The organism is Agromyces flavus, from assembly GCF_900104685.1.
Classification (GTDB): Bacteria; Actinomycetota; Actinomycetes; order Actinomycetales; family Microbacteriaceae; genus Agromyces; species Agromyces flavus.
The window spans coordinates 2,812,728-2,825,945 of record NZ_LT629755.1 but is presented as its reverse complement, the minus strand read 5'-3'; the positions used below and the strand labels follow the sequence as shown (position 1 = coordinate 2,825,945).

Below are 13,218 nucleotides of genomic sequence, written 5' to 3'. Positions count from 1 at the left end.
AGCACGGCAGGGCGTACGGGTACCGTATCGCCGCGCCCCGACGTCGAGGCCCGGACGCGCGGATCGGCCCCCCGCACCGAGAGGTGCGAGGGGCCGATCGTCAGGTTGCGTCAGCGACGGAAGTGGGAGCCCAGGTGCTCTCCCGCGTGCAGGGTCGCGTTCGGCGAGGCCTTCGCCGTGCCGCTCACCGACCCCGTCGACATCGCGAAGGTGAGGATGGCGTGCGCCGCGGCATCCGACATCTCCTCGAGTGCGAGCGTGTTCACGTTCGTGATCACGTTGTCGTACTCGAGCGCACCGTCATACGCGTCGTTGATCGCCTCGTACAGGTCGGCGTCAGCGCCGTCGTCGATCGGGTCCATGCTGTCGCAGGGCTGGTGATAGCACGGGTCGTACGACACCGGCTGGCCATCGAAGGTCGCGAGGCCGCCGTAGAGCGCCACCTGCTCAGGAGTCTTGTTGTCCTCGGCTCCGGTGAACAGGCCGCCCGCCGGGATGCCCGCGCTGATGAACGCGTCGTAGTCCGAGCGCCCGTCGAAGGCGGTCGGCTCCGACGCGAGGCCCTGCGAGTCGAAGTACGACTCGAAGACGCCCTCGATGTTTCCGCTGCCGGTCGGGCCCTTGATGCCGAACGCGTCACCGCTGCCGTCGTAGATGAAGCGGGCGTAGTTCGGCGAGCCGATCATGTCGAAGTTGAGGTAGAGCTGGATGTTCTTCTGCTCCCGCTTGCTCAGCTGGTCGACGTAGTACTGCGACCCGACGAGTCCGGCCTCCTCGGCGCCCCACCACGCGAATCGCACGGTGTTGCGCGGTTCGATGCCGAGGTCGGCCATCTGCAGCGCGATCTCGAGCAGCGCGGCCGAACCCGTGCCGTTGTCCTCGATGCCGGGCCCGTCGGGCACGGAGTCGAGGTGCGCACCGGCCATCACGACGCGGTCGTCGCGACCGGTCGGCGTCTCGGCGATGAGGTTCGACGTCGGCACGTCGAGCTCGATGAGCGTGTCGGTCTTGAGGTGGACGACGACCTCGCCCTCCTCGAGCAGCGCGGCCAGCTCGTCACCGATCGCGAACGACGTGCCCACGACCGGGATCTCGTCGCTGAACTGGTCGCCGAGCGTCGCGTTCAGCGTCTCCTGGCGGCCTTCCTGGCCCTCGTTGAAGATGATGACACCGACGGCTCCGGCGTCATAGGCGTTCGCGGCCTTGACCGAGAAGTCGCACGTGCCGCGCTGGACGAGCGCGATGTTGCCCGCGGTGAAGTCCGCGAAGTCCTCGGGCTCGCAGCCGCTGTTGGACGTGCTGGCCGTCGCACCGGGCGGCAGCACGAGGTCGACGGCCTCGAGCGGGGCAGTCACGTCGCCGCTGCCCGAGTATTCGGCGGTGAAGAAGTCCTCGCCCGGGACGTACGCCGGCAGGTCTGGCACGACGACGTCGAACACGGGCTCCGACAGCTCGCGGAAGGAGTTGAATAGGAACTTCTGCTCGCTCACCACGTAGCCCGCGTCGGTGAGCAGTTCCTTGATGTAGTCGATGGAGTCGGCATATCCCTCGGTGCCGCTGGCCCGCGTGCCGTCGTTGTCATCGGCGATCTCCTGGAGCTCAGCGAGGTGGTCCATGATCGCGTCGGATGTGACGGCCTCGCGCAGCGCGCTCGTATCCGTCGGTACGGCGGCGTTCGCGGTGGTCGCAGCCATGGTGACGACGGCCGCGACGGCCACGACTCCCACGCCTGCTCTGGTGATGTTCTTCACGGTTTCTCCCTGCGACTCTGCAGTGGTGGACCGGGCGTCGATCGTCCGGAAGGGGGGTGCCGGCGAGCCTGGGGCGGTTCACCGGACTCGACCACTCTTTCCACAGATGGGGCGATCGGTCAAGGGGTGTCATCGCGAGCGCGGCCATGGCATGGCCCGACCGAGACCGCGCGCGGCGTCAGGTGCCGGATGCCGCGGGGGCGGTGGGAGACGGCGTCGGACGCGTCGATGCGGCCGGGCGTTCGGGTGCCACCGGCGGGCGCTCGGCGGCGCCCGCGTGCGGGGCGGGCTGCCGCTTCACCACGTCGACCGGACGCGTGAGGGGCACCGCGATGGCCGCGGTCGGCGCCTCGGCGTAGTCGAGCGCGAGTCGGGGCATCCAGCCCGCTGCCGGATGGCGCACGACGCGCAGGCCGCGGGCGACGATGAGCCAGCCGAGGCCGATGAGTGCGGCGACCGCCGCCGCGGCGGCCGCGACGCCGAGCGCCCAGCGAGGACCCCAGGCGTTGGCCACGGCACCCACGATGGGCGCGCCGATCGGCGTGCCGCCCGAGAGGATCGCCATGTAGATCGCCATGACGCGACCGCGCAGCAGCGGGTCGGTCGTGGTCTGCACGTACCCGTTCGCGGTCGTCAGCATCGTGACGATCGTGAAGCCGATGAACACGGTCGACGCGGCGAACAGCCAGTACGTCGGCATGACGGCGGCGACCGTCGCGGCCACGCCGAAGAACGCGACGGCGGCGATGATCACGCGGATGCGGGCGCGCTCGCGCTTGGCGGCGAGCAGCGCGCCCGTCAGCGAGCCGATCGCGAGGATCGACGAGAGCAGCCCGTACTCGCCGGCGCCGCGCCCGAACTCGACTGCCATGGTCGACGAGAAGATCGGGAAGTTCATGCCGAACGCGCCGATGAGGAACACCATGACGAACACGACGGCGAGGTCGGGTCGGCCCGCCACGTAGCGGAAGCCGGCGACGAAGGCGCCGCGCTCCTGGGGGGCCCGCGGCATCCGTCGCACCTTGGCACCGCTCAGCTTGGCGAGCGCGACGAGCACCGCGATGAACGTGACGGCGTTGATAACGAAGACCCAGCCGGTGCCGACGAGCACGATGAGCAGGCCAGCGGCGGCCGGGCCGATCATGCGCGCTGCGTTGAAGGACGCCGAGTTGAGGGCGACCGCGTTCGACATGTTGGACGACGAGACGAGGTCGGCGACGAACGTCTGGCGCGCGGGCGTGTCGATCGCGTTCACGATGCCGAGCAGGCCGGCGAAGACGTAGAGGTGCCAGAGCTCGGCGTGGCCGAGGATGAGCAGCGCGCCGAGCGCGAAGCCGAGCACCATGAGGGCGCTCTGGGTCACCATGAGGATCTTGCGGCGCTCGAAGCGGTCGGCGATGAGCCCGGTCACGGGCACGAGCAGCAGCTGGGGCGCGAACTGCAGCGCCATCGTGATGCCGACGGCGAGTGCGTCGTTGTCGGTCAGCTCGGTGAGCACGACCCAGCTCTGGGCGGTGGCCTGCATCCAGGCGCCGATGTTGGAAATGAGCGCGCCGACGAACCAGATGCGGTAGTCGACCGACGCGAGGGAGCGGAACATGGACTTCACTGGTCGGTGAGCCTCCTGAGGATGTCGGTTGCGGCGGCGATGGTGTTGCGTTCGTCGGGGGTGAGGGCGGCCAGGCGCTTCGCGAGCCAGGCGTCGCGACGGCGGCGGGTCTCGCGCACGATCTCGTGACCGGCCTCGGTGGCGTGCAGCAGGATCTTGCGCCCGTCGTCGGGGGAGCCCTCGCGCACGAGGAGGCCCGATTCGACGAGGCAGTTCACGGTGCGGTTCATCGAGGGCGGCGTGACCCGCTCGAGCTCGGCGAGCCGGCCCGGAGTGAGCGGGCCCTCGCTGGCCGTCCACGCCAGGGCGGCGTACTGGGTCGCGCTGAGCTCGGTGTCGGCGCGCTCCTGCCGCATGCGGCGGGCGAGGCGCATGACCGAGAGGCGCAACTCGGTGCTCTGCTCGGCGAGCGTTGCGCGCTTGGGGCGCGCGGGAGCAGGGGCGACGGTTGCGGTCATGTATTTAGCATAACAAATTAGTGTGGCTAATGATTCCTCGCGGACCCACCGTGCACGCGGCGGACCCGCGGCATCCGCCGGCCGCCGGCCGCCCCGGTCGATGACAGGATGAGCGCATGCCGACGTTCACCGACGCCTGGGGCGTGGAGATCCACTACGAGAACTGGCGCGTGCCCGATCCGGTCGCCGTGATCCAGCTCGCGCACGGCATCGGGGAGCACTCCGGGCGGTACGCCGAGCTGATCGGCGCACTGAACGCGGCGGGGTACTCGGTCTGGGCCGACGACCACCGCGGGCACGGCCGCACGGGATTCGCGCAGCACGGCGGCGGCCGCGATCGGATGGGCCGGCCGGGGCCCGGCGGGATGCGCGCCGCCATCGCGGGTGTCGCGCGGTTCGGCGAGGTCATCCGCGAGACCGAGGGCGACGACGTCCCGCTCGTGATCCTCGGTCATTCCTGGGGCTCGTTCATGACCCAGCACGTGGTCAACCGCCACCCCGACCGGTACGACGGGGTCGTGCTGAGCGGAACGGCGTGGCTGCAGCTCGGGTACACGAACATCGGCGATCTCAACAAGCGATTCGCGAGACCGGATGGCACGCCCGTCGAGTGGCTCAGCCGCGACCCGCAGGTCGCGCGCGACTTCATGGCCGATCCGTACACGACCGAGCGCACGCTGCAGCAGCTGTTCGGGTGGCCCCAGTCGTTCACGCTCATCACGCGGCCGTCGAAGCGCATCCCGAGCGAGCTCCCGCTCCTCATCCTGGTGGGCTCCGACGACCCTGTGGCAGGCGAGCGGAGTGCGCGGGCGCTCCTCAAGGACTACCGACGTCGTGCCCATCTCGCCGACGCCACCCTCATCGTCTACGACGAGGCGCGGCACGAGGTCTTCAACGAGATCAACCGCGAGGAGGTCCGCGCCGACCTCATTCGCTGGCTCGACGAGCGTTTCGCGGTCGACTGAGCCACCGATCGGTCCGCGGAGCCGCGCGTCAGTACGCGCGAGGCGGCACGTTGAATCCCAGGAGGCGCGCGCGTCGCCGCCCGTCGAGCTCCTCCAAGCGCAGGTCGGTGAGCGCGCAGTTCTCGACGACCGGGAACAGCTCGCGGTAGCGGTCGGGGTCGAGGCCGAGCAGCTCGCAGAGCACGAGCCGCATGAGCGTCGCATGCGTGACGACGAGCACGCGCCCGTGCGGGAACTCGTCGACGAGCTCGAGCAGCGCGGGCAGCGCGCGGGCGATGCCCTCGACGCCCGACTCGCCCGCCGGCATGGGCTGACGGGCCGGATGGCGCTCGAACGCCTTCCACTCGGCCGGCATCCGCTCGTCGAGCTCGCCGGGCGTGAGCCCCTCGCCCGACCCGAAGTCGATCTCGACGAGACGCGGATCGATGCGCGTGTCGAGCCCCGAGGCATCCGCCGCCGGCTTCGCGGTCAGCCGTGCGCGCTGCAGCGGTGACGCGACGATCGCCGACAGTCGCGCACGGGCCGCCCACTCGCCCAGCTCGTCCGCCTGCACCAGCCCGTGGTCGGTGAGCTCGACGTCGGAGGAACCCGCGTACCGGTGCTCGGCGTGCCACACGGTCTCGCCGTGCCGCGCCAGGAACAGCGTGGTCATGGCGCACCCCCGGTTCCTCGTCTTCTGCGATCGTAAGCGCCCAGCCCGCAGGTTGGACGAATTCCGGCGGCCGTGACCCGTGCCGTCCGCCGGATCCTGTCCGACGAGCGGCGGCCGACCCGGCCGCCGGGGCCGCCGCGGCATCCGTAGGCTGGAGCCCATGCACGGTGAGTACAAGGTCCCCGGGGGCAAGCTCGTGGTCGTCGACTTCGACGTCGAGGGCGGCGCGATCCGCAACGCGCGCGTCGCGGGCGACTTCTTCCTCGAACCCGACGAGGCGCTCGACGACATCAACGCCGCGATCGAGGGCCTGCCCGCGGCATCCGACGCCAAGCAGATCGCCGCGGCGATCACCAAGGGGCTTCGGGCCGACGCCGTCATGCTCGGCTTCTCGGCCGAGGCGGTCGCGGTCGCGGTGCGCCGGGCGTTGACGGATGCCACGACCTGGGCCGATTACGAGTGGGAGATCGTGCACGACCCCGCCGTGCCTCCGCGCCTGCACCTCGCGCTCGACGAGGTGCTCGCGACGCGGGTCGGCGAGGGTCGCCGCAAGCCCACGCTGCGCTTCTGGGAGTGGGAGGAGTCGGCGGTCGTGATCGGCTCGTTCCAGTCGGTCAAGAACGAGGTCGACCCGGATGGCGCGGCCCGCTACGGCTTCGACGTCGTGCGCCGCATCTCGGGCGGCGGCGCGATGATGATGGAGAAAGGCAACGTCGTCACGTACTCGCTGTACGTGCCGGCCGAGCTCGTGCAGGGCATGAGCTTCGCCGACTCGTACGCGTTCCTCGACGACTGGGTGCTGCAGGGCCTGCGCTCGCTCGGCATCGAGGCGACCTACCAGCCGCTCAACGACATCGCGAGCCCCGCCGGCAAGATCGGCGGCGCGGCGCAGAAGCGTCTCGGCTCGGGCGGCGTGCTCCACCACGTGACCATGGCCTACGACCTCGACAACGCCAAGATGCTCGAGGTGCTGCGCATCGGCCGCGAGAAGATCAGCGACAAGGGCATCGCGTCGGCGGCCAAGCGCGTCGACCCGCTGCGCTCGCAGACGGGCCTGCCGCGCGCCGAGGTCATCGAGCGGCTGAAGGACACCTTCACGAACCTGTACGGCGCGACGCCCGGGTCGGTGACCCCCGACGAGCTCGCCGAGGCCGAGGCGCTCGTCGCCTCGAAGTTCGCGACCGAGGAGTGGCTGCAGCGCGTGCCGTGAGGGCGCGGCGCCGAAGCGGCCTGTGGAACCCCTGAATGTGAGCGGTCGTCACTCCGTCTAGAATCGCGGGGTGGACTGGTGGATGATCCTCCTCATCGGAGGCGGCGTGATCGCGCTCGGCGTGATCGCGGTGCGCCTCGGGTGGATCGACCTGTCCGACAAGACCAAGCGCGGCAAGCCGTCGGGCGCAGCGGTCATGATGATCGGCGACGAGGTCTTCGCCCCGCGCAAGTACGAGGCGCAGGTCGAGGTCGACCGCCAAGCGCGCCTGCCCGTACCCGCGCCCGTGCCCGGCGACGGCGACAAGGGCATCGCGTTCGCGGCGGCCGACGCTGACGACGACGATCCCGACCGTTTCCGCGGTCGTATCCGCCTCGACGTCGACCGCTGAACCTGCCGAACGCGGCGACCGATGACGTGCGCGCCGTTGCGCGCGACGGAGTGTGTCCTACGTGTCGACGAGTGTCGCGCCCCACTGGCGCGCCTGGTCCAGCTCGCCGTCCGCGATCGGGCCCGAGTAGCCGTGCACGCCGAACGTGTGCGGTTTGTCGACGGGCCGGAACCCCTTCGCGACCAGCTGCTTGAGCGCCTTCTTCGCGGCCGAGCCCGGCAGGCGCGGGTGCACCGTGCGCGTGTCGAACGTCGCGACGGCGATCGGCGACGCCGGCGAGGCGAGCTGCTCGAGCCACTCGCGGATGCCGCGCGCCGGGATGCGGGTCGCGCCCTGCTGACGGGCCGAGTCCCGAGTGGATCCCGTCGACATCGAGAACGCGTGCGTCGGCCCGCCGACCACCACGAGGTCGACCTCGGGGTCGACCGCCGCGGGCGCGTCGACCGCCTCGACCACGTCGACGCCCTCGACGCCCGCACCCGATCGCAACCCGTCGGCGATGGCGTTCGCGAGCTCGCCCGTGTTGCCCCAGATCGTCTCGTACACCACGAGTGCGCGCATGAGTCCGTCCCTTCCGTGCGTCGGGTCCGTTCCGTTCAGGTTAGGTCGACGGATGCCGCGGCCACCGGGACCTTGGGCCGATCCGCCGCCCGCAGGCGGGTGGTCGCGACATCCGCTGGCAGACTTGACCGGTGGCCGCCGACGAACCCGACCGCATCATCCACGCCGACAACCTCGACGTGCTGAGCGCGTTCCCCGACGGCCGGTTCACGCTCGTCTACCTCGACCCGCCGTTCAACACGGGGCGCAGTCAGGCGCGTCGGTCGACGAAGCACGTGCGGCAGGGCGGGGCGGATGACGCGGCCCCCGCACCATCCGGAACCATCACCGGGTTCGCGGGCAAGCGGTACGAGCGCATCCGCGGCGATCTCATGCGCTACGACGACCGCTTCGACGACTACTGGGCCTTCCTCGAGCCGCGGCTGGCCGAGGCGTGGCGGCTGCTCGCCGATGACGGCACGCTCTACCTGCACCTCGACTACCGCGAGGCGCACTACGCCAAGGTGCTGCTCGACGCGCTGTTCGGCCGCGAGTGCTTCCTCAACGAGCTGATCTGGGCCTACGACTACGGCGGCAAGTCCAAGCGTCGCTGGCCGACCAAGCACGACACGATCCTCGTGTACGTGAAGGACCCCGGCGCGTACTGGTTCGACTCCGAGGCCATCGACCGCGAGCCGTACATGGCTCCCGGCCTCGTGACGCCCGAGAAGGCCGAGCGCGGCAAGCTGCCGACCGACGTCTGGTGGCACACGATCGTGTCGCCGACGGGCCGCGAGAAGACGGGCTACCCGACGCAGAAGCCCGAGGGCGTGCTGCGGCGCATCGTGCAGGCGTCGAGCCGGCCGGGCGACTGGGTGCTCGACGCGTTCGCAGGGTCGGGCACGACGGGCGCGGTCGCGCGCGCGCTCGGGCGCCGCTTCGTGCTCGTCGACGAGCATGCCGAGGCGATCGAGGTCATGCGGCGCCGGTTCGCGGACGCCGCGGACGTGCGCTTCGAGCCCTGACGCGGGCCGCGTCATCCGCTGCGCCCCTCGCCACACCCCGTTTCAGGAGAACGGAGGCTGCTCAGGATCCGTCGCGCGGGATCGTCCTGAGCAGCCTCCGTTCTCCTGAAACGGGCACCATGACGACCTACGCCGACGCGCGCCGGATGAGGCGCGTGGGCATGATGTTGCGGTGCGGCACGTCCTCGCCTGCGAGGATGCGGAGCAGCAGGTCGGCCATCATGTAGCCCATGTCCTCGGACGGCTGGTGCACGGTGGTCAGCGGGATGGCCGACGCCGTCGCGGCGGGGCTGTCGTCGTAGCCGACGACCGCGATGTCGGACGGCACCTCGCGCCCGCGCTCGCGCAGGACCGACAGCGCGCCGGTCGCCATGAGGTCGCTCGCGACGAACAGTCCGTCGAGGTCGGGAACGCGGTCGAGCAGGCGCCGGGTCGCCGCGACCGCACCGGCGACCGAGAAGTCGGCCGTCTCGACCGCGTCATCGGCCAGTCCCGCGGTCGCGACCGCGCGGCGGAAGCCGTCGAGTCGGTCGACCGCGGCGGGCATGTCGAGCGGGCCGGTGATGGTGCCGACACGGCGGCGGCCGATCGCGAGCAGGCGCTCGGTCGCGGTCATCCCGCCCTCGACGTTGTCGACGTCGACGTAGATGTCGTCGTCGGCGATGTTCGGCGGCCGCCCGCCGAAGACCATGGGCATCTCGCGCGCGGCGTCGGCGAGCGAGTGGTCGCCCTCGTGGTGCGATACGACGAGCGCGCCGTCGACGACGCCCGATCGCAGGTACCGCACGGTCTTGCGGGTCGGGTCGCTCGTCGAGAGCAGCAGGTTGAGCAGGTACTCGCTCGTGTCGAGCCGGCGCGTGATGCCCTGGACGATCGACGCGAAGTACGGGTCGCCGAAGAACATCGTGGTGTCCTCGGGCACGACGAGCGCGATCGCGCCCGAGGTGCGGCTGGCGAGCGAGCGCGCCGCGCGGTTGGGCACGTAGTTGAGCTTCGCGATCGCCGCGTTCACCGCACGCTCGACCTCGGCCGACACCTTCGGCGAGCCGTTGACGACGCGGCTCACGGTCGCTCGAGACACGTTCGCCTCGCGGGCGACCATCTCGAGGGTCGGCGCGGACGGCCGCGCCCCCGTCCCGCTCGCCCCCTGCATGCTCGTCAGTCTATTTGCGAGGGGCATGGGAGGCGGGGTCCGGGGCGCGCGACGTCACAGAGCGGCGGTCAGCGAGCGGATGCCGCGGGAAGGGCGCGGTGGCGGATGACGCGCTGGTACGCCAGTCCGCTGTCCTTGATCGTGCGCTCCTGGGTGTCGTAGTCGACCCGCACGATCCCGAACCGCTTGTCGTACCCCCACGCCCACTCGAAGTTGTCGAGGATGGACCAGTAGAAGTAGCCGTGCACGGGCGTGCCCTCGTCGATGGCGTCGAGGATGGCGCCGAGGTGCGAGAGCAGGAACTCGGTCCGCTCCACGTCGTGGATCGCGCCGTCGGGCGACACCTCGTCGTCGTAGGCGGCGCCGTTCTCGGTGACGAGCAGGCGCACGCCGGCCGGACCCGTGTACTCGCGGTGCACGCGGCCGAGCAGCTCGCGCAGCCCGTCGGGCTCGACCTCCCAGCCCATGACCGTCTGCGGGAGTCCGCGTGCGTGGAAGTGGACGCCCTCGGCGGCCGGGAACGGCGAGCGCGTCGGGCGCTCGGTCGGCGCCTCGCCGCCGTGCCGCTCCTCGGGCGGGAGCGAGCTGACGAACTCGCCGTGGTAGTAGTTCACGCCGAGCGCGTCGATGGGCGTGGAGATGATCTCGAGATCGCCGGGGCGGATCACGTCGCGGAGGCCGAGGTGCCCGACATCCGCGAGCAGGTCGCCCGCGTAGTGCCCGCGGAAGATCGGGTCGAGGAACACGCGGTTGAACTGCCCGTCGATGCGGCGGGCGGCGTCGAGGTCTCCGGGCGACGTCGGGTCGACCGGCTTCGCATTCGTGAGGTTCAGCGTGATGCCCAGCTCGAGCGACGGGTCGCGCTCGCGCAGAGCCTGGACCGCCAGCCCGTGGCCGAGCATCAGGTGGTGCGCCGCGGCGAGGCCGGCGGCGACATCCTGCCGGCCCGGGGCGTGCGCACCACCCGTGTACGAGAGGAACGACGAGCACCAGGGCTCGTTGAGCGTGGTCCAGATGTCCACGCGATCGCCGAGCGCATCGTGCAGCGACAGCGCGTAGTCGCGGAATCGGTAGGCGGTGTCGCGGTTCGCCCAACCGCCCCGCTCCTCGAGCGCCTGCGGCAGGTCCCAGTGATACAGCGTGAGCCAGGGCACGATGCCGGCGCCGAGCAGTTCGTCGACGAGCCGCGAGTAGAAGTCGACGCCCTCGGGGTTCACGGGCCCGCCGTCGGGCCGCACGCGCGCCCACGACGTCGAGAACCGATAGGCGTTGAGGCCCAGCTCTTTCATGAGCGCCACGTCGTCGCGGTAGCGGTGGTAGTGGTCGCACGCGACATCCCCGTTGTCGGCGTTGATGACCGCGCCGGGCACGCGGCTGAAGGCGTCCCAGATCGAGTCGGTGCGACCGCCCTCGTGGGCGGCGCCCTCGATCTGGTACGCCGCCGCGGCGGCGCCGAGGAGGAACCCGTCGGGGAAGCGGCGGACGGCGGTGGCGGTGGGTTCGGGGTCGAGGATGGTCATCCCTTGACGGCTCCTTGCATGATTCCTGAGACGAGCTGCTTGCCGGCGACGACGAACAGCAGGAGGAGGGGAATGGTCGACAGCAGCACGCCCGCGAGCACGATCGAGTAGTCGACGAAGTGGTTGGACTGCAGGAGCGAGAGGGCGACGGGCAGCGTGGGGTCGCTGCGGTCGAGCACGATGAACGGCCAGAAGAAGTTGTTCCAGGCCGTGACGAAGGTGAACAGGCCGAGCATGGCGGCGGCCGGCCGGGCCGCGACCACCCCGACGGTCCAGAACGTGCGGATCATCGACGCGCCGTCGACGCGCGCAGCCTCGATGAGCTCGTCGGGCACGGCCTGCTGCAGGTACTGCGTCATCCAGAACACGCCGAACGCGCTCGTCAGCATCGGCACGATGATCGCCCCGATCGTCCCGGTCCAGCCGAGATCGGCGAACAGGATGTACAGCGGCACGACGCCGAGCTGCAGGGGCACGGCCATCGTCGCGACGACGAACACCAGCAGCGGCTTGGATCCGGGGAAGCGCAGCTTCGCGAAGGCCCAGCCGGCGAGCGTCGAGGTGACGACGACGGATGCCGCGATCAGCGCCGAGCTCACGATCGAGTTCCACAGGGCCGGCCAGAAGTTCACGGCCGGGTCGTTCACGACCGTCGTGGCGTTCGAGAGGAAGTTCCCGCCCGGGATCCACGACATGTCGGGATCGTTGATGGTCGACGCGTCGCCCGACCCGATGAGCAGCGACCAGTAGAACGGGAAGAGGCTGCCGACGAGCACGGCCGCGAGGCCGAGGTAGGTCCAGAGGCCCGCGCGATTGCCGCGGATGCGGACCGTCCGCTGTCCCTGGTCGCGGCCGAAGCGGGCGACGCCGCCGCGTGACATCCGCTCGAGGGCCTGCTCTTCGGCGAAGCTCGCCGGGGGAGTGCCGAGTGCGGTCATGGCTATCGCCGCCCTTCGTCGCGCACGAGACGTCTCGTGACGAGCAGGTTGATGAGGCCGATGAGCAGGATGATCAGGAACAGGATCCAGGCGAGCGCGGCCGCCCGGCCGAAGTTCCACTGCCCCCAGCCGATGTCGTAGAGGTAGAGCGTGATGGTGAGCCACTGCTGCGCCGCCCCGCCGCGACCGAACTGGTCGTACATGCGCGGCTCGTCGAAGATCTGCAGGCCGCCGATCGTCGCCGTGATGATCACGAAGATGAGCGTGGGCTTCAGCGACGGCAGGGTGATGCTCCAGAACTGACGGAACGGACCGGCGCCGTCGACCCGGGCCGCCTCGTAGAAGTCGCGGGGGATCGCCTGCATGGCGGCCAGCAGGATCAGCGTGTTGTAGCCGGTCCAGCGGAAGTTCACCATCGTCGCGATCGCGATGTGGCTCCAGAACGGGTCCTTGTGCCACGGGATCGGGCCGAGCCCGATGCTCGTGAGCACGTTGTTCACGAGGCCGTGGTTGTCGCCGAACATGTTGCTGAAGATCAGCGCGACGGCGACCGGCGCCATGACGAAGGGCACGAGCACGCCCATCCGCCAGAAGGTCTTGGCCCGGATGTTGCGGTCGAGCATGGCCGCGATGAACACCGCGGCGATGAGCTGGGGGACGCTCGAGAGCAGGAAGATGCTGAACGTGTTGCGCAGCGCCGTCCAGAACTGCGGCTGCCCGAGGATCCAGGCGTATTGGTCGAAGCCGATGAACTGGCCGGAGTTGCGGACCAGGTCCCAGTCCATGAACGAGATGACGGCGGTGAAGGCGATCGGGAAGAGCCCCACGATCGCGAACACGATGAAGAACGGCGAGATGTAGAGGTACGGCGAGACCTTGAGGTCCCACCGGCTGACGCGGTGGCGGAACGAGATGACGCGCGGCGGCCGGTCGGGCCGGCTGGGCCGGGCGGCGCGCGGCGCGGCCTCGTCGGCACGGGTCGCAGTGGCGGTCACGGGGGCTCCCT

At 70.4% G+C, this 13,218-nt stretch carries 13 protein-coding genes; 4 read left to right on the top strand and 9 right to left on the bottom strand.

Annotated elements, in window-relative coordinates; translation table 11 throughout:
• Positions 1-110: 110 nt before the first annotated feature.
• The 3 genes from BLT99_RS18180 to BLT99_RS13345 form a co-directional block, all read right to left on the bottom strand.
• Positions 111-1,751, bottom strand: coding sequence for a M20/M25/M40 family metallo-hydrolase (locus tag BLT99_RS18180; RefSeq protein ID WP_269456991.1), 1,641 nt, complete (start codon positions 1,749-1,751; stop codon positions 111-113).
• Between the two features lie 178 nt (positions 1,752-1,929).
• The gene (locus BLT99_RS13350) at positions 1,930-3,351 is read right to left on the bottom strand and encodes an MFS transporter (RefSeq protein ID WP_092676352.1); all 1,422 of its coding nucleotides are present in this window, start codon (positions 3,349-3,351) and stop codon (positions 1,930-1,932) included.
• A gap of 5 nt (positions 3,352-3,356) precedes the next feature.
• Positions 3,357-3,818 (bottom strand): MarR family winged helix-turn-helix transcriptional regulator, encoded by a 462-nt coding sequence (locus tag BLT99_RS13345; protein WP_092673391.1) that lies wholly within the window; start codon positions 3,816-3,818, stop codon positions 3,357-3,359.
• Between the two features lie 116 nt (positions 3,819-3,934).
• Here BLT99_RS13345 and BLT99_RS13340 point away from each other — a divergent pair, with 116 nt between their 5' ends.
• On the top strand, positions 3,935-4,783 hold the full coding sequence (locus BLT99_RS13340) for an alpha/beta fold hydrolase (RefSeq protein WP_092673388.1): 849 nt from the start codon (positions 3,935-3,937) through the stop codon (positions 4,781-4,783).
• 28 nt (positions 4,784-4,811) lie between these two features.
• Here the strand turns inward: BLT99_RS13340 and BLT99_RS13335 are convergent, their stop codons facing one another.
• Positions 4,812-5,435 (bottom strand): histidine phosphatase family protein, encoded by a 624-nt coding sequence (locus BLT99_RS13335; protein ID WP_092673385.1) that lies wholly within the window; start codon positions 5,433-5,435, stop codon positions 4,812-4,814.
• Positions 5,436-5,595: 160 nt separating this feature from the next.
• On the opposite strand from BLT99_RS13335, the gene BLT99_RS13330 reads away from it, so the two are divergent.
• Complete coding sequence (locus tag BLT99_RS13330) at positions 5,596-6,645, top strand: lipoyl protein ligase domain-containing protein (RefSeq protein ID WP_092673382.1); 1,050 nt, start codon at positions 5,596-5,598, stop codon at positions 6,643-6,645.
• 70 nt (positions 6,646-6,715) lie between these two features.
• The gene (locus tag BLT99_RS13325; RefSeq protein WP_092673379.1) at positions 6,716-7,036 is read left to right on the top strand and encodes a hypothetical protein; all 321 of its coding nucleotides are present in this window, start codon (positions 6,716-6,718) and stop codon (positions 7,034-7,036) included.
• 57 nt (positions 7,037-7,093) lie between these two features.
• Here the strand turns inward: BLT99_RS13325 and BLT99_RS13320 are convergent, their stop codons facing one another.
• Positions 7,094-7,597: a flavodoxin family protein gene (locus tag BLT99_RS13320; RefSeq protein WP_092673376.1), complete on the bottom strand. Its 504-nt coding sequence runs from the start codon at positions 7,595-7,597 to the stop codon at positions 7,094-7,096.
• Positions 7,598-7,728: 131 nt separating this feature from the next.
• Between BLT99_RS13320 and BLT99_RS13315 the strand changes: the two genes are divergently transcribed.
• Positions 7,729-8,601 (top strand): DNA-methyltransferase, encoded by an 873-nt coding sequence (locus tag BLT99_RS13315; protein WP_092673374.1) that lies wholly within the window; start codon positions 7,729-7,731, stop codon positions 8,599-8,601.
• 127 nt (positions 8,602-8,728) lie between these two features.
• Here the strand turns inward: BLT99_RS13315 and BLT99_RS13310 are convergent, their stop codons facing one another.
• From BLT99_RS13310 to BLT99_RS13295, 4 genes are all read right to left on the bottom strand, one after another.
• Positions 8,729-9,754, bottom strand: a complete 1,026-nt coding sequence (locus BLT99_RS13310) for a LacI family DNA-binding transcriptional regulator (protein WP_092673371.1) — start codon at positions 9,752-9,754, stop codon at positions 8,729-8,731.
• A 68-nt stretch (positions 9,755-9,822) separates the two neighbouring features.
• A complete protein-coding gene (locus tag BLT99_RS13305; protein WP_092673368.1) occupies positions 9,823-11,274 on the bottom strand; it encodes a GH1 family beta-glucosidase in 1,452 nt (483 codons plus the stop codon).
• A complete protein-coding gene (locus BLT99_RS13300) occupies positions 11,271-12,212 on the bottom strand; it encodes a carbohydrate ABC transporter permease (RefSeq protein WP_092673365.1) in 942 nt (313 codons plus the stop codon). The genes BLT99_RS13305 and BLT99_RS13300 overlap by 4 nt, the downstream gene beginning before the upstream one ends.
• A 2-nt stretch (positions 12,213-12,214) precedes the next feature.
• Complete coding sequence (locus BLT99_RS13295; protein WP_092673362.1) at positions 12,215-13,207, bottom strand: carbohydrate ABC transporter permease; 993 nt, start codon at positions 13,205-13,207, stop codon at positions 12,215-12,217.
• Positions 13,208-13,218: the final 11 nt, after the last annotated feature.

What these genes read in the sequence shown, in the direction of transcription:
- BLT99_RS13320 (WP_092673376.1), bottom strand. Translation starts at nt 7,597, where the DNA reads ATGCGCGCACTCGTGGTGTACGAGACGATCTGGGGCAACACGGGCGAG.
- BLT99_RS13305 (WP_092673368.1), bottom strand. Translation starts at nt 11,274, where the DNA reads ATGACCATCCTCGACCCCGAACCCACCGCCACCGCCGTCCGCCGCTTC.
- BLT99_RS13330 (WP_092673382.1), top strand. Translation starts at nt 5,596, where the DNA reads ATGCACGGTGAGTACAAGGTCCCCGGGGGCAAGCTCGTGGTCGTCGAC.
- BLT99_RS13345 (WP_092673391.1), bottom strand. Translation starts at nt 3,818, where the DNA reads ATGACCGCAACCGTCGCCCCTGCTCCCGCGCGCCCCAAGCGCGCAACG.
- BLT99_RS13340 (WP_092673388.1), top strand. Translation starts at nt 3,935, where the DNA reads ATGCCGACGTTCACCGACGCCTGGGGCGTGGAGATCCACTACGAGAAC.
- BLT99_RS13310 (WP_092673371.1), bottom strand. Translation starts at nt 9,754, where the DNA reads ATGCAGGGGGCGAGCGGGACGGGGGCGCGGCCGTCCGCGCCGACCCTC.
- BLT99_RS13300 (WP_092673365.1), bottom strand. Translation starts at nt 12,212, where the DNA reads ATGACCGCACTCGGCACTCCCCCGGCGAGCTTCGCCGAAGAGCAGGCC.
- BLT99_RS13335 (WP_092673385.1), bottom strand. Translation starts at nt 5,435, where the DNA reads ATGACCACGCTGTTCCTGGCGCGGCACGGCGAGACCGTGTGGCACGCC.
- BLT99_RS13350 (WP_092676352.1), bottom strand. Translation starts at nt 3,351, where the DNA reads ATGTTCCGCTCCCTCGCGTCGGTCGACTACCGCATCTGGTTCGTCGGC.